This is a genomic window from Niveispirillum sp. KHB5.9 (assembly GCF_048066115.1).
GTDB lineage: Bacteria > Pseudomonadota > Alphaproteobacteria > Azospirillales > Azospirillaceae > Niveispirillum.
The window spans coordinates 1-20,668 of record NZ_JBLTYX010000010.1 but is presented as its reverse complement, the minus strand read 5'-3'; the positions used below and the strand labels follow the sequence as shown (position 1 = coordinate 20,668).

Annotated in this window: 20 protein-coding genes; 6 read left to right on the top strand and 14 right to left on the bottom strand. The window is 66.2% G+C overall.

Translation table 11 applies throughout. From position 1 onward, the window contains the following. Positions 1-263 precede the first annotated feature (263 nt). Positions 264-1,682, top strand: coding sequence for a M20/M25/M40 family metallo-hydrolase (locus ACM9HJ_RS16970; protein WP_416572940.1), 1,419 nt, complete (start codon positions 264-266; stop codon positions 1,680-1,682). Positions 1,683-1,878: 196 nt separating this feature from the next. Here the strand turns inward: ACM9HJ_RS16970 and ACM9HJ_RS16965 are convergent, their stop codons facing one another. The 3 genes from ACM9HJ_RS16965 to ACM9HJ_RS16955 all read right to left on the bottom strand — a co-directional run bounded on the left by ACM9HJ_RS16965 (position 1,879) and on the right by ACM9HJ_RS16955 (position 4,520). Beyond that, positions 1,879-2,079 carry a hypothetical protein gene (locus ACM9HJ_RS16965; protein WP_416572939.1) on the bottom strand — a complete coding sequence of 67 codons (201 nt, stop codon included), beginning with the start codon at positions 2,077-2,079 and terminating at the stop codon, positions 1,879-1,881. Then, positions 2,076-3,212, bottom strand: a complete 1,137-nt coding sequence (locus ACM9HJ_RS16960; RefSeq protein WP_416572938.1) for a PepSY-associated TM helix domain-containing protein — start codon at positions 3,210-3,212, stop codon at positions 2,076-2,078. The genes ACM9HJ_RS16965 and ACM9HJ_RS16960 overlap by 4 nt, the downstream gene beginning before the upstream one ends. 225 nt (positions 3,213-3,437) lie before the next feature. Next, positions 3,438-4,520 (bottom strand): 3-oxoacyl-ACP synthase III family protein, encoded by a 1,083-nt coding sequence (locus ACM9HJ_RS16955; protein ID WP_416572937.1) that lies wholly within the window; start codon positions 4,518-4,520, stop codon positions 3,438-3,440. A 138-nt stretch (positions 4,521-4,658) separates the two neighbouring features. Between ACM9HJ_RS16955 and pseG the strand changes: the two genes are divergently transcribed. After that, positions 4,659-5,702, top strand: a complete 1,044-nt coding sequence (pseG, locus tag ACM9HJ_RS16950) for a UDP-2,4-diacetamido-2,4,6-trideoxy-beta-L-altropyranose hydrolase (protein ID WP_416572936.1) — start codon at positions 4,659-4,661, stop codon at positions 5,700-5,702. On the opposite strand, the gene ACM9HJ_RS16945 is transcribed toward pseG, so the two are convergent. Further along, positions 5,695-5,937: an Lrp/AsnC ligand binding domain-containing protein gene (locus ACM9HJ_RS16945; protein WP_416572935.1), complete on the bottom strand. Its 243-nt coding sequence runs from the start codon at positions 5,935-5,937 to the stop codon at positions 5,695-5,697. The two genes, pseG and ACM9HJ_RS16945, sit on opposite strands and share 8 nt — an antisense overlap. Before the next feature lie 5 nt (positions 5,938-5,942). After that, positions 5,943-7,607, bottom strand: coding sequence for a DEAD/DEAH box helicase (locus ACM9HJ_RS16940; RefSeq protein WP_416572934.1), 1,665 nt, complete (start codon positions 7,605-7,607; stop codon positions 5,943-5,945). 174 nt (positions 7,608-7,781) lie between these two features. Between ACM9HJ_RS16940 and ACM9HJ_RS16935 the strand changes: the two genes are divergently transcribed. From ACM9HJ_RS16935 to recQ, 4 genes are all read left to right on the top strand, one after another. Then, a complete protein-coding gene (locus ACM9HJ_RS16935; protein ID WP_416572933.1) occupies positions 7,782-8,504 on the top strand; it encodes an alpha/beta fold hydrolase in 723 nt (240 codons plus the stop codon). 61 nt (positions 8,505-8,565) lie between these two features. Beyond that, complete coding sequence (locus ACM9HJ_RS16930) at positions 8,566-8,697, top strand: hypothetical protein (RefSeq protein ID WP_416572932.1); 132 nt, start codon at positions 8,566-8,568, stop codon at positions 8,695-8,697. Then, positions 8,666-9,469 carry an alpha/beta hydrolase gene (locus ACM9HJ_RS16925; protein WP_416572931.1) on the top strand — a complete coding sequence of 268 codons (804 nt, stop codon included), beginning with the start codon at positions 8,666-8,668 and terminating at the stop codon, positions 9,467-9,469. The genes ACM9HJ_RS16930 and ACM9HJ_RS16925 overlap by 32 nt, the downstream gene beginning before the upstream one ends. Before the next feature lie 362 nt (positions 9,470-9,831). Continuing rightward, a complete protein-coding gene (gene recQ, locus ACM9HJ_RS16920) occupies positions 9,832-11,697 on the top strand; it encodes a DNA helicase RecQ (RefSeq protein ID WP_416572930.1) in 1,866 nt (621 codons plus the stop codon). A 177-nt stretch (positions 11,698-11,874) separates the two neighbouring features. On the opposite strand, the gene ACM9HJ_RS16915 is transcribed toward recQ, so the two are convergent. From ACM9HJ_RS16915 to prmB, 9 genes are all read right to left on the bottom strand, one after another. Beyond that, complete coding sequence (locus ACM9HJ_RS16915) at positions 11,875-13,584, bottom strand: long-chain-fatty-acid--CoA ligase (RefSeq protein ID WP_416572929.1); 1,710 nt, start codon at positions 13,582-13,584, stop codon at positions 11,875-11,877. 232 nt (positions 13,585-13,816) lie between these two features. Then, complete coding sequence (gene mnhG, locus ACM9HJ_RS16910) at positions 13,817-14,182, bottom strand: monovalent cation/H(+) antiporter subunit G (protein ID WP_416572928.1); 366 nt, start codon at positions 14,180-14,182, stop codon at positions 13,817-13,819. Then, a complete protein-coding gene (locus ACM9HJ_RS16905) occupies positions 14,175-14,477 on the bottom strand; it encodes a monovalent cation/H+ antiporter complex subunit F (RefSeq protein ID WP_416572927.1) in 303 nt (100 codons plus the stop codon). The genes mnhG and ACM9HJ_RS16905 overlap by 8 nt, the downstream gene beginning before the upstream one ends. After that, positions 14,474-14,947 carry a Na+/H+ antiporter subunit E gene (locus ACM9HJ_RS16900; protein WP_416572926.1) on the bottom strand — a complete coding sequence of 158 codons (474 nt, stop codon included), beginning with the start codon at positions 14,945-14,947 and terminating at the stop codon, positions 14,474-14,476. The genes ACM9HJ_RS16905 and ACM9HJ_RS16900 overlap by 4 nt, the downstream gene beginning before the upstream one ends. After that, complete coding sequence (locus ACM9HJ_RS16895) at positions 14,944-16,497, bottom strand: proton-conducting transporter membrane subunit (protein WP_416572925.1); 1,554 nt, start codon at positions 16,495-16,497, stop codon at positions 14,944-14,946. The genes ACM9HJ_RS16900 and ACM9HJ_RS16895 overlap by 4 nt, the downstream gene beginning before the upstream one ends. Next, complete coding sequence (locus ACM9HJ_RS16890; RefSeq protein ID WP_416572924.1) at positions 16,494-16,853, bottom strand: Na+/H+ antiporter subunit C; 360 nt, start codon at positions 16,851-16,853, stop codon at positions 16,494-16,496. The genes ACM9HJ_RS16895 and ACM9HJ_RS16890 overlap by 4 nt, the downstream gene beginning before the upstream one ends. Next, positions 16,853-17,248: a Na+/H+ antiporter subunit B gene (locus ACM9HJ_RS16885; RefSeq protein WP_416572923.1), complete on the bottom strand. Its 396-nt coding sequence runs from the start codon at positions 17,246-17,248 to the stop codon at positions 16,853-16,855. Before ACM9HJ_RS16885 ends, ACM9HJ_RS16890 begins: the two co-directional genes overlap by 1 nt. Next, a complete protein-coding gene (locus ACM9HJ_RS16880) occupies positions 17,248-19,548 on the bottom strand; it encodes a putative monovalent cation/H+ antiporter subunit A (RefSeq protein WP_416572922.1) in 2,301 nt (766 codons plus the stop codon). The genes ACM9HJ_RS16885 and ACM9HJ_RS16880 overlap by 1 nt, the downstream gene beginning before the upstream one ends. Positions 19,549-19,594: 46 nt before the next feature. Next, on the bottom strand, positions 19,595-20,536 hold the full coding sequence (gene prmB, locus ACM9HJ_RS16875) for a 50S ribosomal protein L3 N(5)-glutamine methyltransferase (RefSeq protein ID WP_416572921.1): 942 nt from the start codon (positions 20,534-20,536) through the stop codon (positions 19,595-19,597). Positions 20,537-20,668 lie beyond the last annotated feature (132 nt).

Genomic DNA, 20,668 nt, shown 5'->3' with positions numbered 1-20,668 from the left:
GCCCGGCGCACGTGCGCCGTAAGCCAAGCCCGCGGATGCGGGCGCCCGGCGCCTGAGGGAACAGAAAAAGGTTCCGGCCTGTCGACTGCCATCGACAGGCCGGCGGCTTTTCCCCTCCAGGCGAATGGAAAGAGAAGAAGCGGGTCAGGGTTACGCCCGATTTGTGTCTGTTACAATTCAGCTTTTTCCGAACCGGCGTGGCCTGGGTTACCTTGTCGCGCATGCAGCCGGGATCCCCGGCCGTTCGTGAAGGAGCGAGTGCCTTGAAGCGTTTCGGTTTCCTGCTGGCCACCGGTGTGGCGCTGCTGGCCCTGGGCGGGCCGGCTTTTGCCGCCGATGCCCCCGTGCTTCCCCCCGCCGCTGTGAAGACCGCCACTGACATCCAGGGCAAGGCCCTGGCCGGGTCCGGTGCCTTCGGCTTCGTCGAATCGCTGACCGTGCGGGTGGGGCCACGTCTGGCCGGATCGCCCGCCGCCAAGCTGAGCCATCAATGGGCCGAGGCGCGGTTCAAGGAACTGGGCCTGACCAACATCAAGGTGGAACCCTTCACCGTCGATGGCTGGGAGCGTGGCTTGGAGATGGCGTCCATCACCAAGCCTGTTGCCCACCACCTGCATGTCAACGCCCTGGGCCACAGCGTCACTACGCCGCCCGAAGGCATCGAGGCGCCCATCGTGCGTTTCGATACGCTGGAGGACCTGGAAGCGGCACCCGAGGGCAGCCTGAAGGGCAAGATCGCCTTCGTCGACAAGAAGATGAGCCGTTTGCAGGATGGCGGCGGCTATGGCGAGGCCGTGGGCGTGCGCGGCAAGGGGCCGGAGGCCGCGGCCCGCAAGGGGGCGGTGGCCCTGCTGATCCGGTCCATCGGCACCGACAGCCACCGTTTCCCGCACACCGGCATCACCCGCTATGCCGAGGGCGTGACAGCGATCCCGGCTGGCGCCCTGTCCAACCCCGATGCCGACCAGCTGAACCGTGTGCTGGCGCTAGGCCAGCCGGTCAGCATCAAGCTGGTCCTGTCCAGCCAGGCCATGGGCACGCTGAACGACGCCAATGTCCTGGCGGAGATCAAGGGCCGGGAACTGCCGGACGAGATCGTCGTCATCGGCGCGCATCTGGACAGCTGGGACCTGGGCACCGGTGCGCTGGATGACGGGGCCGGGGTGGGCATCGTCCTGGCCACGGCCAAAATCCTGAAATCCCTGCCGCAGGCCCCGCGCCGCACCGTGCGCTTTGTCCTGTTCGGGGCGGAGGAGGTGGGGCTGGTGGGTGCCGAAGCCTATGCCAAGCAGCATGCCGCCGAACTGCCTAAGCATCAGGTGGGGACGGAGGCCGATTTCGGCGCCGGTCCCGTCATCACCTTCAACGCCAATGTCCGGCCGGAAGCCAAACCGGTGATCACCGCCATCGGCAAGATCCTGGCGCCGCTGGGCATCGTGCCCGGCCGTGGCCCCAGCAGCGGCGGACCCGATATCGGCCCGATGACGGCCGAGGGCGTGGCCAGCGCCGGCCTGGGCCTGGATGGCACCGATTATTTCGATTACCACCATACAGCTGATGACACGCTGGACAAGGTGGATCCCAAGAAGCTGGATCAGGCGGTCGCTGCCTATGCCAGCTTCGTCTGGCTGGCGGCCGAATCCCCCGTGGCCTTCGGTCCGGTGGACAAGAAGGACCATTGAAAAGCAGGGGAGCTAACGCGTTTCGGCTCCTCCAACCGTCACCCCGGCGAAAGCCGGGGCCCAGGTGCAGAGCGGCGTCTGCCGCGATATGAGTCATATCGGCGCTAACCGCGCCTTACGCTGGGCCCCGGCTTTCGCCGGGGTGACGGTGGAGCTTGCTAAGCCCCCACAGCCCATAGGAAGTCATCACCTGTCGTTACGACCGCCGTGCCTTCATGGCCCAGACGATGGCGGCCACCGGCACGCCCAGGGTCAGCCAGGACAGGATGTCGTGCCAGCCATCCCCCGCCAGGGCCACGACCAGGCCCACGGTGCTGAGGATGGCGATGATGATGGGGGCTGCGAACACGGCCCACAGGGACTGCCGGCTGCGGCTTGTCGTATCGCGCCGGTTCATTCCGCGGCCTCGGCCATGGGCGCTGCCACCATTCCCGGTTCACGCGCATTGCTGCGCCGGCCCAGCCACAGATACAGGCCGGAACCCAGGATGATGATGGTGATGATGTCCAGGATAGCCCACAGGATTTTCATGGGCAGCCCACCATAATCACCGAAATGTAGCGGCTGCGACATCAGCAGCGCCTGCACATACCAGGGCAGGGGGCGCATCGCCGTCAGCTCACCCGTCTGGGCATCGACCAGGGCGGGGGTCAGCAGCTTTTCCGTCAGGGGCGTGTCGCCCTGCAGGAACACCGCATAATGGTGCTTGCTGCTGAAGGCACCGCCGGGGAAGCCCACGAACTGCACCCGGTTGCCGGGGGCCGCTTGGCGGGCCGCCTCCACCGCCGCATGGATGGAGCCCAGCTTGTCGGGCGCCACGGCATCCTGGCCATTATAGGCGGCTGTCATCTCCGCCAGATCATTGGCCTGCCACAGCTGCACGATCGGCGTGGCCAGGGTGTTGATGACGCCGGTCAGGCCGACGACGCTGACCCAGGCCAGGGTCACGATGCCCAGAAGATTGTGATAGTCCAGCCATTTGACCCGGGTGCTGCGCGTCGTGCGCAGGGTGCCGAAGGCCAGCTTGCGCATGAAGGGGGCGTAGAGCACGACGCCCGACACGGTGGCCACGAAGGCCAGCAAGCCCATCAGCCCCAGGAACAGCATGCCTGGCAGGCCCAGGAACATGTCGATATGCAGCTGCAGGATGAAATGCATGACGCCTTCATCGGTGAAAACACCCACCACCTCACCGGTGCGCATGTCGAAGGACTGGGTGGTCATCAGTTCGCCGGGCACGTCGGGACGCGGGCCGGTGGTGATGTTGGCGACGGGGCGATCCTCATCGAAGCTGAAGAACAGCCCGACCTCGCCCGGCCGCGATGCCAGGGCGATGGCCATCAGTTCATCCAGCGATTTGTTGGGCGCGTCGGTTGCGACCAGGGCCTTCTGACCATCGGTCAGGTGATCGATCTCCTCATGGAAGATCAGCGGCAGACCGGTGATGCAGAGCATCAGCAGGAAGGCCGTACAGATCAGGCTGGACCATTTATGGACCAGGAACCAGACGCGGATCGTCCGGGGCGTCATGGGACTGCTGCCAAGTGTTATTGCGATTAATTCGCAGTTTTATAGATCTCGACTATCGATGCCGCAAGCGATAGTTCGCTCCGGCCCGTCAGCGACAGATGTTGGCCCGGACCAGATATTAGAGCCCGTCAGGCGCTCATAGAAGTGCCTGACGGGCTCTAAGCTTTTGGTTTGTCGTGTGATTCACGGTTTAAATGATTCCATTTAAACCGATCACACTCTAGGTCACACCGCCATGCAGGGATAGTCCTCCGGCAGGTCCACGACTTGCGGCGCCGGGATGGGGCCGATATCGGCCAGGATGGTGCCCCAGGACCAGCCGACCCCGAACCCGGCCATCAGCAGCTTCTTGGTGCCGCCCTCCAGCTCCGCACCCAGGCGGGAACAGATGGCCAGCGGCACCGACGCGCTGCTGGTATTGCCGTACTTTTCCATGTCGATGATGTATTTGGCCGGGTCGCAGCCGATCTTCTTGCGGATATGGTCCAGCATCATCTTGTTGGCCTGGTGCGGCACGACGAAATCCAGGCTGTCGACGGTCACGCCGCCATCGGCCATCGCCTCCTTCAGCAGGCTGGGCACGGCGCGCAGCGTGAAGGTGAAGACCTCCGCCCCGTTCAATTGCAGGCGGGCATCGCGGTAGAGCCGAGCCATCTCCGCTTCCGACCGGGGCGGGTCGGTGGGGATCAGGCAGTCGCGCTTGCCGCCGGCCTTCACGAAGATATGCTTGGCCCCGCCGCCATCGGTACCCAGGCTGACATGCATGGGCGAGGCATTGGGATCGATCTCCAGCGCCGTGGCCGACCCGGCATCGCCGAACAGCGGCAGGGTGGCCTTGTCCTCCGGGTGCAGCCAGCGGGTGGAATTGTCGCCGCACAGGACCAGCGCACGCTTGGCGCTGGACCCGCCCAGCAGACGTGCCGCCATCCAGGTGCCATAGACGAAGCCGGAGCAGCCCAGGGTGACATCGAAGCAGGCGGCGGATGTCGGCAGACCCAGATGGTGTTGCAGCACGGTTGCCGTGGCGGGCAAGACATAATCCACATCCTGGCTGACGAAGATCAGCACGTTGACCGATGCGGGGTCCCAGCCCAGTTGCTGCAACAGCCCTTCCGCCGCCGCCCGGCACATGTCGGACGCGCAATAGGGACGCGGCAGGACGCGGCGTTCATAGACACCGATCCCGGCATGCAGCTTGCGCGCCTCGTCCGGTGCGAAGATGCCCGGTTCCTCGACAAAGGAATGGCGCTGGCGCGGCACCACGGCCCGCACACCGGCGATCCGTACCCCTTCGATGATGGCCTTCATGGCTGCACTGTCCTGACCTTCATGTCGTGCCCCCACTAGAGCATAAAGCGCCCCTCCGATCCAAGCTGGACGGAGGCGGAGGCGGGTGATAGGCATTTTTCTGCCAGACTTTACAACCCTCTGACAGGAGCCGCCTTGATGTCGCGCAACGCGGCGCTGGTCCTGATCCGTGCCGATGCCAGCCCGGCCAAGGGTACGGGGCACATCATGCGCTGCCTGGCCCTGGCCGAGGCATTGCGCGACCAGGGGGCGGAGGTGGCCTTCGCCACGGCGGAGATCACGCCGTCGCTGGCGGGGCGGCTGGCGGATGAGGGCTTCGCGCATCATTCATTGGCGGGTGACGATCCGGCGGAATTGCTGGATTTGGCCCGACGGCTGGGGGCGTCGGGGCTGGTGGTGGACAGCTATTGGCTGGACGCGGACTGGCGGGCGGCCGTGCGGCCGGGATTCCGGGTAGTGCTGGCGCTGGATGATCTGGCCGACCGGGCGCTCTCCGCCGATCTGGTGTGGAACCCGGCACCGGGGGCGGCGGGGCTGCCCTATGGCACCATCGCGCCGGGGGCGGAGTTGCTGGCCGGGGAACCGTACCTGCTGCTGCGGCGGGAGATCAGGCTGGCGGCGGCGGGGCCGTGTTTGGCGTTGGCGGAGCGGGTCAGCATCCTGCTGACTTTCGGCGGGTCGGATCCGGCGGGGCTGACCGTGCCGGTGGTCAAGCGGCTGGCGCCGCTGCTGTCGGTGGGTGTGCGGCTGGATGTGGTGGCCGGCGGCAGCAACCCGGCGCTGGAGTGCATTACCGCCGCCTGCGGGCGGTTTGCCGACAGGGTCCGGCTGCATGTCGACAGCCGGGAAATGGGGGCGCTGATGGCGGCGGCCGGGCTGGCCGTAACGGCGGGTGGTGGTACCGTGGCGGAACTGGCAGCCCTGGGCGTGCCCAGCCTGCTGGCCGTGGTGGCCGACAATCAGGTGCCGGCGGCGGATGATGCCAGGGCCAGGGGATGGGCCGCCGTCATCGAGGCGCGGGGCGACCGGGTGGCGGCTGCCGATGCCATCGTGGCCAAGGCATTGGCATTATGGGCCAATCTGTCGGCGCGGAGCGAACTGGCGCGACGCATCGCGGCCGGCGGCATCGACGGACAGGGGGCGGAACGGGTGGCCAAGGCGTTGTTGAAACGCCTCAGCTGAACGCCTTGAAGGTGATGATGGTGAAGGTGTCCTTCACCCCGTCCAGAGTCTGGAGCTGCCCCGTGACGAAATGGCCGATATCCTCGCCATCCTCCAGGAAGCATTTCATCATCAGGTCGTACTGGCCGGAGACGGAATGCACTTCCGACACTTCCGGCACCGTCTGCACGGCGAGGTCGGCCACGTCATAGGCGCGGCCCAACTCGCATTTCACCTGGACGAAGATCGTCTGCATGCGCCTCAGGCCTCCACGCTCTCCACCACCTCATGGGCCGGCGCCTTGGGCGGGCGGGCGGCACGCAGGATGAAGGCCGGCACGTCGTCGCCGAAGCCGACCACGGGCGGGCCGCGATCATCATCCTCATCCCGGCGGGGGCGGCGGTCGCGACGGTCGTCGCGGTCACGGCGATGCTCGTCCCGGCGGTATTCATCGCGGCGGAACTCGCCACGGCCTTCGTTGCGGCTCTCCGGACGACCCTCGGGGCGTGCTTCCGGCCGGGCTTCGGATCGGTCACGGTTGCGATCGCCACGCGTCTCGTTGCGGTCGCCGCGATGTTCGTGACGGGGACGTTCCTGGCGCTCGGGACGGTCCTGCTTCTGCTGATGCGCCTCGATGGCGGCCTCGGCCGTCTCCGGCTCGACATGAACATGGGCGTGACGCTCGGGGCGGGGGCCACGCTCGCCGCGTTCCCCACGGTCACGGCCACCACGACCAGGCCCGTCCTTGCGCGGCGTGGCGCGGCCACGGCGGCGCGGATCGGCGTCGAATGACAGTTCAGCCGTCGCCAGACCCTCGACAGTGAAGCGCGGGATTTCCTTGCCGATCAGCTTTTCGATGGCCTGCACCAGCTTGCCGTCTTCCGGCGTGGCGATGGTGAAGGCGCGGCCCGACTTGCCGGCACGACCCGTGCGACCGATACGGTGCACGTAATCTTCGGAATGGTGCGGCGTGTCGAAATTGAACACGTGGCTGACATTGGAAATGTCGATGCCGCGCGCCGCCACGTCGGAACAGACCAGCAGATCGATGGTTCCGGCCTTGAAGGCCTCCAGCGTCTCCGTCCGCTTGGACTGCACCATGTCGCCATGCAGGGCGCCGGCATTGAAGCCATGCTTGACCAGCGAGCCATGGACGACGGCGATGTCCTTCTTGCGATTGCAGAAGATGAAGGCGTTCTTCACATCGTCGGTGGCGATCAGGCGGCGCAGCGCCTCGCGCTTGTCCTGCTCGTCCACGACCAGCAGGTGCTGGGCCACGGTGGTGGCGGTGCTGGCCGGCGCGCTGACCGTCACCTCTTCCGGGGTAGTCAGGAACTTGTCGGCCAGACGCTTGATCTCCGGCGGCATGGTGGCGCTGAAGAACAGGGTCTGGCGCTTGCGCGGCAGCAGGCTGACGATACGCTCGATATCCGGGATGAAGCCCATGTCCAGCATGCGGTCGGCTTCGTCGATCACCAGGATCTTGATGTCGGTCAGCAGGATGTTCCCGCGGTCGAACAGGTCCATCATGCGGCCGGGCGTGGCGATCAGCACGTCGACGCCGCGTTCCAGCTTCTTGATCTGGTCGCCGAAGCTTTCACCGCCGATGAGCAGCGCCATGTTCAGTTTGTGGTACTTGCCGTACAGCTCGAAATTCTCGGCCACCTGGGCGGCCAGCTCGCGCGTCGGCTCCAGGATCAGCGAGCGGGGCATGCGGGCCTTGGCACGGCCGCGGCCCAGGATCTCGATCATCGGCAGCGTGAAAGAGGCGGTCTTGCCGGTGCCCGTCTGGGCGCAGCCCAGCACATCCCGGCCCTGGAGGACCCACGGGATGGCTTTTTCCTGGATCGGCGTCGGCGTGGTATAACCGACTTCGTCAACGGCGCGCAGGACTTCGGACCCGAGTCCAAGTTCCGAGAACAGCATTAGGCCTTCATCATTCTGGAGGCGACGTCGAACATAAACACCGTGACGTCGGCGGCGAAAATCGATCGACCGATGGCAATTCCGCATCCCTTCGCATTGGCGATCCGGGGCGCGATGCATTACGGTCGCGCCTTCGATATCAATTTCGGCCTTTGAGAGCAAGGATTTCGGGCGATGACGCACCCCACGCCGCACGCAGGGCAGCCCCTCCTCCTGTTGCCGGGCCTGTTGTGCGACCGGGCGTTGTGGGCCCATCAGATCGAAAACCTGTCCGATATCGCCGATATGAAGGTGCCCGACCTGACCGGACATGACACGATCGGCGCCCTGGCGGCATCGGTGCTGGACAATGCGCCCGACCGCTTCGCCTTGGCTGGCCTGTCGATGGGCGGCTATGTGGCGTTCGAGATTCTGCGCCAGGCGCCGCAACGGGTGACGCGGCTGTGCCTGTGCGATACCTCGGCCCGGCCCGACACGGATGAGCAGCGGCGGCGGCGCGAGGCGATGCTGAAGCTGGCGCGCATCGGCAAGTTCCGGGGCATGTCACCGCGCCTGCTGGCCACCCAGGTGCATCCCGACCATGTGGAGGTGCCGGAGATCGGTGGCGTGGTGCTGGCCATGACGGCGCGCGTGGGCCGCGACGCCTTCTGCCGGCAGCAGGCCGCCATCCTGTCCCGCCCCGACAGCCGGCCGGACCTGCCCGGCATCAAGGTGCCCACCCTGATCATCGTCGGTGCCGACGATGCCCAGACCCCGCCCGACCGGTCGCGGGAGATCATGCAGGCGGTCACCGGCGCGCATCTGCATATCCTGCCGCGCTGCGGCCACCTGTCGCCGCTGGAACAGCCCAAGGCGGTGACGGCGCTGATAAGGGACTGGTTGAGTGCGGCGGTGTGACGGTTGCATCGGCATCGGTGCGCCGTTAGGGTGCGGCGGAATTCGGTTCGGAGGAATTATCATGAGCTTCGCGGGTATCGGCCTGTTCGTCATCGCCAGCGTCCTGGCCGCCCTGTGCATCGCCGCCATCAAGGCGCCGGGAGGCGACGGGGGTCACGGCCATGGCCATCATGGCGGCCACGGGCACCATTGATCCGATCGGTGGCCTGTCGCGCCGCCGGTTGCTTTGCCTGCTGACGGTCCCGGCCCTCGCCGGGGTCGCATCGCCCGCCCATGCCTTGCAAGGTGAACTGACGGCCCGGCCGTCGGGGGTGCCGCCCGCCGATCCGCCCGCCCATGGCCTGCGGCGGTTGGGCGATCTGGGCGTGCTTTACATTCCATCGACAATGCCGGTCGGGCGGCCCGCACCGCTGCTGCTGGCCCTGCATGGGGCGGGGCAGGGTGGCGGACCGCTGGCGCAGGGGCTGCTGCCGCTGGCCGATGAATTGGGCTTGGTCCTGCTTGCCCCCGATTCCGCCGGGCGCACCTGGGACTGGCTGGACCCGATCCGCCAGCAGGGCGGCAGCCGGGTGAGGCCGGGCATGGGACCCGACCTGGGGCGCATCAACCGGGCGCTGGCGGAGGTTTTCACCCTGCTGCCCATCGATGCGGCGCGCATCGCCCTGATGGGCTTTTCCGACGGGGCCACCTTCGGGCTGGATCTGGGCATCCGCAATCCCGACCTGTTCGCCCGCCTGTTCCTGGTGGCACCCAGCACCATTCCCAAGATCACGCGTGGACCGGGGGCGGAAATCCACATCATCCATGGCACGGGCGACCGGGTGCTGCCGGAGAAGGCGACGGCGGAGGTGACGGTACCTGCCTTGCGCCGGCGCGGGTTCACAGTCACCTATGAACCGTTCGAGGGCGGGCACACGATCCCGCTGCCTTTACTGCGACGGGCGATGGGGGCGTGGTTGGGGTAGGGGAAGCCCTTACAGCCTAGACGTTTACGCGGGGCTTTTCCTGTCAAGCATTCGGAGTTGCCAACCCAACTACTCCGACCATGTGAAACATCATGCAACACAAAATCGGTTTCGTTCGGAGTGATGCACACACCCGCTCCGAAAGGTCGGGCGTCTCATCCGGGCACGGCTATGGCGTTGATGGGTGAAGAATAGCAGGAACCGGTTAGGAAGTCTGCAATTACACCCCTTGCTCGCCCCTGGCCTGTCGTACAAGAGGCCACCTTAGCCCTGGACCCGCCGCCCATGCTGCCGTAAACCTGTCGGCAGCCATCCTCTATCTGGTGGCTCCACACATTCGTAACCGCAAGCCATAGCAGTCCATGCCCGACGCCCTCGCCAATGACCTTGCCTTGTCGCCGCTGGAAGCGGCGCAGGATGTGTTGCGCAAGGTCTGGGGCTATCCGGCGTTCCGGGGCATGCAGGCCGACATTGTCGAACATGTCGTGGCCGGCGGGGATGCGCTGGTGCTGATGCCCACCGGCGGGGGCAAGTCGCTCTGCTATCAGATCCCGGCCCTGGTGCGGCCGGGCGTGGCCATCGTCGTCTCACCGCTGATCGCCCTGATGCGCGATCAGGTGGATGCGCTGCGCCAGCTGGGGGTGCGGGCGGCCTATCTGAACTCCACGCTGGACTGGCGGGAGGCGCAGGAGGTGGAGCGGGCGTGCGAGCGGGGCGATCTGGACCTGCTGTATGTGGCGCCCGAACGGCTGGTGACGCCGCGTTTCCTGGAACTGCTGGAACGCTCACGTATCGCGCTGTTCGCCCTGGACGAGGCGCATTGCGTCAGCCAGTGGGGCCATGATTTCCGTCCGGAATATCTCCAGCTGTCCATCCTGCATGAGAAGTTCCCGGAAGTGCCGCGCGTGGCGCTGACGGCGACGGCGGATGCGCAGACCCGGACCGATATCGCCGCCCGCCTGGGGTTGAGCGACGCGCGGCTGTTCCTGGCCAGTTTCGACCGGCCCAACATCGCCTATCGCATCGTGCCGAAGGACCAGGAGCGCCGCCAGCTGGTGGATTTCCTGCGCCGCCGGCCGGAGGATGCGGGCGTGGTCTATTGCCTGTCCCGCGGCAAGGTCGATGCCATCGCCCAGCATCTGGCCGACCAGGGGATCGACGCGCTGCCCTATCATGCCGGGCTGGACCCGCAGACGCGGCAGAACAATCAGGACCGGTTCATCAAGGGCGAAGGCGTGGTGATGGTGGCCACCGTCGCCTTCGGCATGGGTATCGACAAGCCGAACGTGCGGTTCGTCGTGCATATGGACCCGCCGCGTTCGCTGGAAGCCTATTACCAGGAGACGGGGCGCGCCGGGCGCGATGGGCTGCCGGCTGAGGCGCTGATGCTTTACGGCTTCGCCGACGTCGTGCAGATGCGGATGATGGTGGAGGGGTCCGACAGCCCGCCGGCCTTCAAGCGCACGGAGCGGCAGAAGCTGGAAGCGTTGCTGGGTTTCTGCGAGACCGCACGCTGCCGCCGCCAGACCTTGCTGAATTATTTCGGGGAGGAATATCCCAAGCCGTGCGGCAAGTGCGACACCTGCTTCCAGCCGGTGGAGACCTATGACGGCACCGTGATGGCGCAGAAGGCGCTGTCGGCGGTCTATCGCACCGGGCAGCGGTTCGGCGTGGGCCATCTGGTCGATGTGCTGCGCGGCGTGTCCACCGACAAGGTGGTGGAGAAGGGGCACAACAGCCTGAAGACCTTCGGCTGCGGCACCGAACTGGGCAAGCAGGAATGGCACAGCGTGTTCCGCCAACTGGTGGCCAACGGCTTCCTGTGCGCCGATCCGGAGGGCCATGGCGGCCTGATCCTGACGGAGACGGCACCACCTGTCCTGAAGGGGCAGGAGGTCGTGCGCCTGCGCCGCGATCCGGCGGCGGAAGCCAAGGGGCGGGGGCGGTCATCGTCGGGTGGCGGCGGGGCGGCCAAGCCGCGCACATCGACGGCCGACCTGTCACCGGCGGACGATACGCTGTGGCACGCGCTGAAGGCGCTGCGCCTGGAACTGGCGCGCGAACAGGGGGTGCCGCCCTATGTCATCTTCCATGACGCGACGCTGATGGAGATGGTGCGGGAACGGCCGACCGACCTGGACGAGTTGGGCACGCTGCCGGGTGTGGGGTCGCGCAAGCTGGAGCGCTACGGGGAATATTTCCTGGATGTGGTGCTGACACATAGCTGAGGGAGTGACTCTTCCCGAAGATTGTGGGCCCCTTCGTTGCCGTACCCTCAACCGTCACCCCGGCTGAAGCCGGGGCCCAAGTGACAAGCGCTTCGCTCTACGACCTGGGCCCCGGCCTTCGCCGGGGTGACGGTTGATATTTTTGGACGCCCGGCAGCCCAGACTTATCGCAGCCCCTCACCCCGCCTTCTTCTGCTCCGCCTCCAGCTCGTCCAGCAGCGCCTTGCGCGATAGCTTACCGATCATGGTCTTGGGCAGTTCGTCGCGGAACTCGTACAGTTTGGGCTGTTCGATGGTCGACAGCTTGTCATGCAGGAAGGCCTTCATGTCGTCCTTCGACAGCGCGCAGCCCTCGCGCGTCTTGATGTACGCCTTCACGGTCTGGCCGCGATAGGGGTCGGGCACGCCCAGGACGATGCATTCGGCGACGTTGGGATGCTGATAGATCGCCTCTTCCACATTGCGCGGATAGACGTTGTAGCCGCCGGCCAGGATCATGTCCTTGATGCGGTCGACGATGAAGATATAGCCATCCTCGTCGAAATAGCCGACATCGCCGGTATGCAGCATGTCGCCGTCCAGCGTGTCGCGCGTCGCCTCTTCCTTGTTCCAATAGCCCTTCATCACCTGCGGGCCGATGATGCAGATCTCGCCGCGCTCGCCCCGGGGCATCTCCGTTGTGCGGTCCTCCAGGCTGATGATGCGGATCTGGGTGCCGGGAACAGGCAGGCCGATCGAGCCGGCGCGGCTGGCATGGGGCGGGTTGATGGTGGCGATGGGGGAGCTTTCCGACAGGCCGTAGCCTTCCACCAGCTTGCAGCCCGACAGTTTCTCGAACTGTGCCTTCACCTCGACCGGCAGCGGCGCGCCGCCGGAATTGCACAGCTTGATGGAGGACAGGTCGTACTTGCCCACGTCCTTGTGATTATTGATGGCCGTATAGATGGTGGGCACGGCCGGGAACTGGGTCGGCTTCTTCTTGTCGATGACGTCCATGACCTGGTCCAGCTCGAACCGGGGCAGCAGGATGATCTCCCCGCCCTTCATCAGGGTCAGGTTCATCACGCAGGTCATGGCGAAGACATGGAAGAAGGGCAGCACGCCCAGCATGCGCTCCTTGCCATCCTCTGCCTCGTTGAACCAGGTGACGGCCTGGCGGGTGTTGGCGGTGATGTTGAAATGGGTCAGCATCGCGCCCTTGGGCACGCCGGTGGTGCCGCCCGTGTATTGAAGCACGGCGATGTCGTTGACGGCGTCGATGGTGACGGGCGCCGGGCTTCCGTCATTGGCGGTCAGCGCCTTGAAGCGGACATGACGGTCGTCATGGGGGATGTCGGCGACATCCTTGCGCTTGGCGATGGGGAACAGCCAGTTCTTGGGAAACGGCAGGATGTCGGCCATGGGCACGACGATGATCTTCTGCAGGCGGGTCTGGCCGAACATCTTGGCCAGTTTGTCGTACGTGACCTTCAGGTCGAGGCTGACCATCCAGTCGGCCTCGCTGTCATTGATCATGTGGGCGATTTCACGTTCCGCGTAGAGCGGGTTGAAATTCACCACCGTGCCGCCGGCCTTCAGGATGCCGAAGAAACAGATCACCGAATAGGGGGTGTTGGGCAGGAACAGGCCGACCTTCTGCCCCTTTTTCAGGCCCAGCTTCTGCAAGCCCGCCGCGAACCGGTCGACCAGCGAGCCGACCTGGGCATAGGTGTATTTCTTGTCCAGGAAATCCAGGCAGGGATTGTTGGGGAAACGCCGGATGGAGGCGTCCAGCATATCGGGCAGGGATTGCGCCGGCAGATCGATGTCCCAGCTGACACCCGACGGGTAGCTCTTCTCCCAGATGAAGGGGTCGCGCGCGTTCGTCTTGATGGCGGCTTCGGCCATTTTGCCCTCCCGGTATGCTCTTGGCGCGCTCCAGCGTCGCGCCTTTGATTGACCTATATCGGGAGCGAAAACGCAACCTCAAGCGATTAATCCGGGTGACGTTACGGAAGGTTGAAGGTTTTTTTGTTCCCTCAGGCGCCGGGCGCCGACATCCGTCGGCTTGGCTCACGCGCCCATGTGGGCGCGGGCCGGCGGTCGCCGGCCTACAACGGCGAGGGGGCTTGCCGTTGGTTTAATGTTTTCTACCCAACCGTTCGCCCGGATCATCCTTTGTCCCCCGCAACTCGTCGCGCACCGTGCCGGACCAGAGCCGTTCACGGCTGGCATGGATGGCGCGGCCGATCATGTGGGCGGACACAGGCGTGGTCAGCAACAGGAACAGGATGGCGGCGATGACGCGGGCCAGCACATCCACCTGCGGGTGGAACAGGGCGACCCCGGCCAGGATCAGGCCGCAGCCCAGGGTGCCGGCCTTGCTGCTGGCATGCATGCGGGTCAGCGCATCGGGCAGGCGGGCCACGCCGATGGCGGCGATGACGCAGAACAGGGCCCCCAGCACGGCCAGGATGCCGACCAGGGCGTGCCAGGCTTCATTCATCGCCATCCTCCTTGGTCCGGTTGCGGGCGGCCTTGTCCTCCACAAAGCGGGCATAGGCGACGGTGCCGAAGAAGGCGACGAGCGCCAGGGCGATGGCGGCATCCAGGAACACCGCCCGGTCCATCCAGATGGCGAACAAGGCGATCAGGGCCACGGCCAGCACACCGAACAGGTCGATGGCGACGATCCGGTCGCCCCGCGTCGGCCCGCGCAGCACCCGGTATACCGACAGGCACAGCGCCAGGACCAGCAAGGCCAGCGCGATGGTGATGCAAGTGGCCAGGAACGGCGTCATCGCAGCACCTCCAGGATGCGGCGTTCCATGGTCGCCTTGGTCTCTTCCCGCACGGCATCAGGGTCGGATGCGAACATGGCGTGGATATAGAGGGTGCGGCGGTCGGGGGCGATGTCCAGGGTCAGGGTGCCCGGTGTCAGGGTGATGGAGCAGGCGAACAGCGTGATCTCGAAATCACTCTTCGCATCCAGTGGGATGGCGATGATGGCGGGGCGGATGGGATCACCCATACCCAGCACGGCCTTGGCCACCTTCCAGGAGGAGACGAAAATCTCCTTCGCCAGCCACAGTGCATAGGCGCTGCCGCCCCAGAGGCGGCGGAAATAACGCTGGCCGGGATAGAGCGGGCGGGCCAGCCACAGGATCAGGTGGCCCAGGATGAAACCGATGATGAAGCCGGACAGGCTGAAATCGGCATTGATGCCCATCCAGGCCAGCGCCAGCAGCAGATTGATAGCCAGCAGGATCATGGCGCGTCCCCCTGCGGTGGCAGTTCGCCGACCAGGGTCGGCTGGCCCTGGTCGGGGGTGATGCCCAGCACAGCCTCCACATAGGCGCTGGGATCGTACAGGCTGTCGCCCACCCGGCCGGCGGCGGCCAGCAGCCGTTCAGGCTGTACGCCGATGCCGATGGTGATCAGCGACAGCAGAACCAGGGGCAGGATCAGGGCGGTGGTGCGGAAGGTGGGGGGCAGCGGGGTGGGGGCCTCGGCCGGAGCCTTCCACACCATCTCCACCCAGACGCGGCCGACCAGCCAGATGGTCAGCAGGCCGGTGACCAGCAATGCCGCGACCATGATATAATGTTCCGTCTCCAGCCCGGCGCGGACCAGCAGCAGCTTGCCCCAGAAACCCGACAAGGGCGGGAAACCGGCCAGCGATCCCAGCGGCGCGAACACCAGGATGCACAGCCAGGGGGCCGCCTTGAACAGCCCGCCCAGGCTTGCGTAATCTGCCATCCCGCCGGCCAGACGCCGCACGATGCCCGCGCCCAGGAACAGGTTGGTCTTCACCACGATGTCGTGCACCAGATAGAAGGCGGTGGCGGCCAGCGCCAGCGGCGTGCCGATGGCCAGCCCCATGGTCATGGATCCGATATGGGCCACCACCTGCCAGGACCAGGCACGGTTCAGGTCGCGTACCGCCAGCGATCCGAGCGCGCCGAGGATCATGGTGATCCCGGCCAGCCAGAGCAGGATGGAGTGGGTCCAGCCGGTATCGCCGACAAAGATCAGGGTGAAGACCCGCAGCAGGGCATAGACGCCGACCTTGGTCAAAAGCCCGGCGAAGATGGCCTGCACGGAGGCTGCCGGGGTGTGATAGGCGGCGGGCAGCCAGAAGAAGAAGGGGAACAGGGCCGCCTTCATCCCGAACGCGATGATGAACAGCACCGCAATGGCGCTGACCAGCCCCTGGTTGGCGACGTGGGGCAGGCGCTGCGACAGGTCGGCCATGTTCAGCGTGCCGGTGACGCCATAGAGCAAAGCCACGGCCAGCAGCAGGCAGGCGGTCGCCACGAGGTTGATGGCCACGTATTTCACCGCTCCGTCGATCTGTCGCTTTTCCCCGCCGAGCGACAGCAGGACGAAGCTGCTGATCAGCATCACCTCGAACCAGACATAGAGGTTGAACAGGTCGCCGGTGACGAAGGCACCGCAGACGCCGGTCATCAGCACCTGGAACGCGGGGTGGAAGCCGCCGCCCTCCCGCACCGGGTCGATATCGCCCATGGCGTACAGCGCACAGCAGAAACCCATGATGGAGGCGACCAGCACCATCATCGCGGCCAGCGGATCGGCGACCAGGGTGATGCCGAAGGGTGCCGCCCAGGCGCCCATCTGCGCCACCTGCACCCCGTTATCGGTCACACGCGAGATCAGCAGGCCGGCCGGGACCATCAGCGTGAAGCTGCCGGCCAGGGAAAGGGCACGCTGGGCAGCCGGGTGCTTCCAGGCGACCATGCAGAGTGCCGCGGTGGCCAGCGGGGTCAGGATGGGGGCGGTGACCAGCCAGGCACTCACAGGCCGTCCTCCGGTTCCGCCGCGCGCATGGCACCGCTGTCCAGGGTTCCCAACTCCTGATAGGCGCGCCAGCCGAGCGCCAGCGCGAAGGATAGCAAACCGAAACCGATGACGATGGCGGTCAGGATCAGGGCCTGGGGCAGGGGATTGGACACGCCCTGGGCCAGGATCTCCGTGCCCGGGGCGATCAGCGGCGGCTGACCCGGGGTCAGGCGGCCCACGGTCAGGATGGCGACATTGACGGCGTTGGACAGCAAGACCACGCCGAACAGCACGCGCAGGAACTGCCGCGACAGGAACAGATAGACCGCACCGGCGACCATGCCGCCCACGGCCAGGGCCATGATGGTTTCCATCAGCCCGCCCCCTCTTCCATCAGGGCGCGGACCATGGAAAGGATGCCGCCGACCACGACCAGATAGACGCCGATATCGAACAGGACCGGCGTGCCCAGGCCACCCAGCCATTGCGCGGTCATATAGGGCTCACCCGTGGGGACGCCGATGAAGCCGGAGGCGACACCCAGCAGCAGCCCGGCCCCCAGGATGGAGCGCGGATCGGCGCGCAGCAGTTTCACCATGGCATCCACGCCGAAGGCCAGCGCATGCAGGGCGAAACCGACGGCGCAGATCAGCCCGCCCACGAAACCGCCGCCGGGTTCATTATGCCCGCGCCACAGGATGAAGATGCTGAACAGCATCATCAGGGGCAGGAGCAGGCGGACGGATGTGCGCAGGATCAGGCTGTCCATCAGGTCCGCTCCTTCCGCCGTAGCCGTGCCTTCATCAGGGCGAAGACGCCCAGGCCGGCGGTGGCGATCACGGTGATTTCCCCCAGCGTGTCGAAGCCGCGGAAATCCACCAGGATGACATTGACGACGTTGCGCCCATGCGCCTCCAGCAGCGAGGTGTCACCGAAGAAGCGGGTCAGATCCAGCGGCAGCGGCTGGTCTAGCACCGAAAGCATGATCAGGGTGACCACGCCGCCCAGGCCGATGGCGATGAAGGCATGGATGATCTTCGCCGCTGCCGGCCGGTCGCTGCCCGGTGCCAGCAAGGGCAGGCGGCCCAGGACCAGCACCAGGATCATGGCGGTCAGGGTTTCCACCATCAACTGGGTGATGCCGACATCAGGGGCACCATAGAGCAGGAAGAACAGGGCAACCGACATGCCGTTCACCGACAGCGACAGGATGGCGGCCAGCCGCGACCCGGCCCGGATGGCACCGACCGTGCCGGCCAGCATCAGCAGCGCCAGCGCCACGCCCAGAGCGTCACCGGGGGCAAAGCCGGGTGTCAGGCGGGGCAGGCTGCCGCGCATCACCAGCGTGGCGCCCAGCAGGGTGAGCATGCCGGCGAAGATGATGGTGAGATAGTGCGACAGCGCTCCGTTCTGGAACAGGCCGGTGACGGCGCGGGCAAAGCCGTCCAGCAGGGCGAGCTGGCAATCCCAGGCGCGGTCATGGTCGATGCGGGTGATACGCTGTATCCCGGCCAGCAGCGCCTTGACTGGCGCCAGGACCAGGAACAGCCCCACGCCCAGCGCGATGGTCAGGCCTGACAGGCCCAGGGCGGGGGTGAGCCCGTGCCAGAGGTGCATTTCGAGGCCCAGGGGCGCCCCCTTCACGGCGTCGGCGGTGGCCGCCAGCAGGCCCTGTGGCAGCCCGGCCCACAGGCCGAACAGCAGCGACAGGGCGGCCAGCAGCGCGGGGCCGGCCAGCAGGTCGATGCTGCCCTCATGCGCGTGGGCCGTCGCCTTGGCGGGCGACCCCAGGAAGGGCTTCACGAAGACCAGCCCGACGGCGGCCACCATCGTGGCATTGGCCAGGACCAGCACGGCGACGATCCCGATGCTGTCCAGCGTGCCGTCATAGACCAGTTCCTTGGCGATGAAGCCCAGGAAGGGTGGCAGGCCGGCCATGGACAGGGCGGCCAGCGCCACGCACAGGCCGGTCACCGGCATTTTCGGCCAGAGCCCCCCCAGTTCCCCCACCTCGCGCGTGCCGGTGCCATGATCGACCGATCCGGCGGCCATGAACAGCGCCCCCTTGTACAGCGCATGGGCCAGCAGGAAGCCGGCAAAAGCCTTGACCGCACCATCCGTGCCGATGCCGACCAGCAGCACCAGAACGCCCAGCGCCATCAGCGTCGTATAGGCCAGGATCTTCTTCAGGTCTGTGGAACGCAGGGCCACGGCACCGCCCCACAGGGCAGTGACCCCGCCGGCCAGGACCAGTGCCCAGAACCAGGGTTCCGTTCCGCCCAACGTGGGGTTCAGGCGGGCCAGCAGATAGACACCGGCCTTCACCATGGTGGCGGAATGCAGGTACGCGCTGACCGGGGTGGGCGCGTCCATGGCGTTGGGCAGCCAGAAATGGAACGGCACCTGTGCCGACTTGGTGAAGGCGGCCAGCAACAGCAGGACCAGCATCGCGGGATAGAGCGCATGGGTGCGCAGATCGGCGCCCGAGGCGGCGATGGCGGACAGGGTCCATTCGCCCGACGCCAGACCCATCAGCACCAGTCCGGCCAGTAGTGCCATGCCGCCGCTGCCGGTGACCAGCAAGGCCTGCAGGGCGGAGCGGCGGGAGCGGGCGTCTTCATGGTTGAAACCGATCAACATGAAGCTGGTGATGCTGGTCAGTTCCCAGAAAACGAACAGGCTGATGATGTCGTCGGCTGTGACCAGCCCCAGCATGGCCGCCATGAAGGCCAGGATGAACAGCAAAAACCGCCCCTCGTGCGGATGGCCGCGCAGATAGGCGCCGGCATAGAGCGTGATCAGGGTGCCGATGCCGCAGATCAACAGGGCGAACAGTAGCGACAGACCGTCCAGGCGGAAGGACAGCGCCACCCCCAGCGACGGGGCCCAGGACGTAGCCTCCGTCACGGTTGCCCCTGCCGCCACACCCGGCAGCTGCATGGCGAACCCAATGGTCGCCGCCAGCGGCACCAGCGCCAGCAGCCAATGCGACAGGGCGGGGAGCAGGCGGTTCAGAGTGGGGGCAATGAATGCCGCCAGCAGGATGGCGAGGATGGCCGTCAGGATCACGCCGATATCCGCCTTTCCGTGACAGAGGGCCCAGGCATTGCGCCGCTCACAGCTCCAGCAGCTGTTCCCGTGTGATCCAGAACACCTCGCCGAAGGAATGCTCGGTCTCCAGCCACAGGAATTCGGCGTCGGGATAGGCTGCCTCCAGCGCCGGGCGGCCGGTGCCCAGTTCCACCAGCAGGCCGCCGCCGGCATTCAGGTATTTCGGCGCGTCCTTCAGGATGCGGTGGACGATGGCCATGCCGTCATCATCGCCGCCGACCAGGGCCATGCGCGGTTCCGCCTGATATTCCGGCGGCAGATTGTCCATGGCCTCGGCATCGACATAGGGCGGGTTGGAGATGATCAGGTCGTATTTGCGGCCCTTCAGCGGCTTGAACAGGTCGCCATGGAACAGCTGCAGCCGATCCTCCAGCCCATGGTCGGCGACATTGATCTTCGCCACTTCCAGCGCGTCGGGCGACAGGTCGACCGCGTCCACCTTGGCCAGCGGGAAGATGCCGGCGGCCAGGATGGCCAGGCACCCGGACCCGGTGCACAGATCCAGCACGCTTTCAACCTCAGTCACGTCATCGACCAGGGTGAAATCCTGATCGCCACCGAACAGGTCGCCGAACAGCAGCTCCCCGATGAAGGAACGCGGCACGATGACCCGGTCATCGACATAGAAGGGCACGCCCTGGATATAGGTGCGCTTGGTCAGATAGGCGGCGGGTTTGCGGGTCAGGACACGGCTATGGATGATTTCCGCCAGGGCCAGCCGTTCGGCCGGCATCAGCCTGGCATCGAAATAGGGTTCCAGCTGATCGACGGGCAGCTTCAGGGTCTCCAGCACGATGAACGCCGCCTCGTCATAGGCGGTGACGGCCCCATGCCCATGCACCAGCCCGGCGCGGTTGAAGCGGCTAACGGCATAGCGGATGAAATCGCGCACCGTGGACAGTTCCGCCGCCACGGAACTGGTGGCGGGCAGGGACAGGTCGGACATGGGGGCACTTGCTCCGGCTGGAAACGGGGTCGGCGCGCAGGATGGCAGGGTGGATCGGCGGGGGCAAGAAAAGTGCGCCGTAGGTCAGGTCGAGCCGGAGGCGAGCCCTGACAGTATTGCTTTTAATCCGGT

Excerpts from the sequence above, each read along its gene's own strand:
- ACM9HJ_RS16930 (WP_416572932.1), top strand. The coding sequence starts at position 8,566 with ATGAGCTTCGCGGGTATCGGCCTGTTCGTCATCGCCAGCGTCCTGGCC.
- ACM9HJ_RS16945 (WP_416572935.1), bottom strand. The coding sequence starts at position 5,937 with ATGCAGACGATCTTCGTCCAGGTGAAATGCGAGTTGGGCCGCGCCTAT.
- ACM9HJ_RS16925 (WP_416572931.1), top strand. The coding sequence starts at position 8,666 with ATGGCCATCATGGCGGCCACGGGCACCATTGATCCGATCGGTGGCCTG.
- ACM9HJ_RS16940 (WP_416572934.1), bottom strand. The coding sequence starts at position 7,607 with ATGCTGTTCTCGGAACTTGGACTCGGGTCCGAAGTCCTGCGCGCCGTT.
- ACM9HJ_RS16935 (WP_416572933.1), top strand. The coding sequence starts at position 7,782 with ATGACGCACCCCACGCCGCACGCAGGGCAGCCCCTCCTCCTGTTGCCG.
- ACM9HJ_RS16955 (WP_416572937.1), bottom strand. The coding sequence starts at position 4,520 with ATGAAGGCCATCATCGAAGGGGTACGGATCGCCGGTGTGCGGGCCGTG.
- ACM9HJ_RS16905 (WP_416572927.1), bottom strand. The coding sequence starts at position 14,477 with ATGACGCCGTTCCTGGCCACTTGCATCACCATCGCGCTGGCCTTGCTG.
- mnhG (WP_416572928.1), bottom strand. The coding sequence starts at position 14,182 with ATGAATGAAGCCTGGCACGCCCTGGTCGGCATCCTGGCCGTGCTGGGG.
- recQ (WP_416572930.1), top strand. The coding sequence starts at position 9,832 with ATGCCCGACGCCCTCGCCAATGACCTTGCCTTGTCGCCGCTGGAAGCG.
- ACM9HJ_RS16915 (WP_416572929.1), bottom strand. The coding sequence starts at position 13,584 with ATGGCCGAAGCCGCCATCAAGACGAACGCGCGCGACCCCTTCATCTGG.
- ACM9HJ_RS16890 (WP_416572924.1), bottom strand. The coding sequence starts at position 16,853 with ATGGAAACCATCATGGCCCTGGCCGTGGGCGGCATGGTCGCCGGTGCG.
- ACM9HJ_RS16885 (WP_416572923.1), bottom strand. The coding sequence starts at position 17,248 with ATGGACAGCCTGATCCTGCGCACATCCGTCCGCCTGCTCCTGCCCCTG.
- ACM9HJ_RS16965 (WP_416572939.1), bottom strand. The coding sequence starts at position 2,079 with ATGAACCGGCGCGATACGACAAGCCGCAGCCGGCAGTCCCTGTGGGCC.
- prmB (WP_416572921.1), bottom strand. The coding sequence starts at position 20,536 with ATGTCCGACCTGTCCCTGCCCGCCACCAGTTCCGTGGCGGCGGAACTG.
- ACM9HJ_RS16900 (WP_416572926.1), bottom strand. The coding sequence starts at position 14,947 with ATGATCCTGCTGGCTATCAATCTGCTGCTGGCGCTGGCCTGGATGGGC.
- ACM9HJ_RS16960 (WP_416572938.1), bottom strand. The coding sequence starts at position 3,212 with ATGACGCCCCGGACGATCCGCGTCTGGTTCCTGGTCCATAAATGGTCC.
- pseG (WP_416572936.1), top strand. The coding sequence starts at position 4,659 with ATGTCGCGCAACGCGGCGCTGGTCCTGATCCGTGCCGATGCCAGCCCG.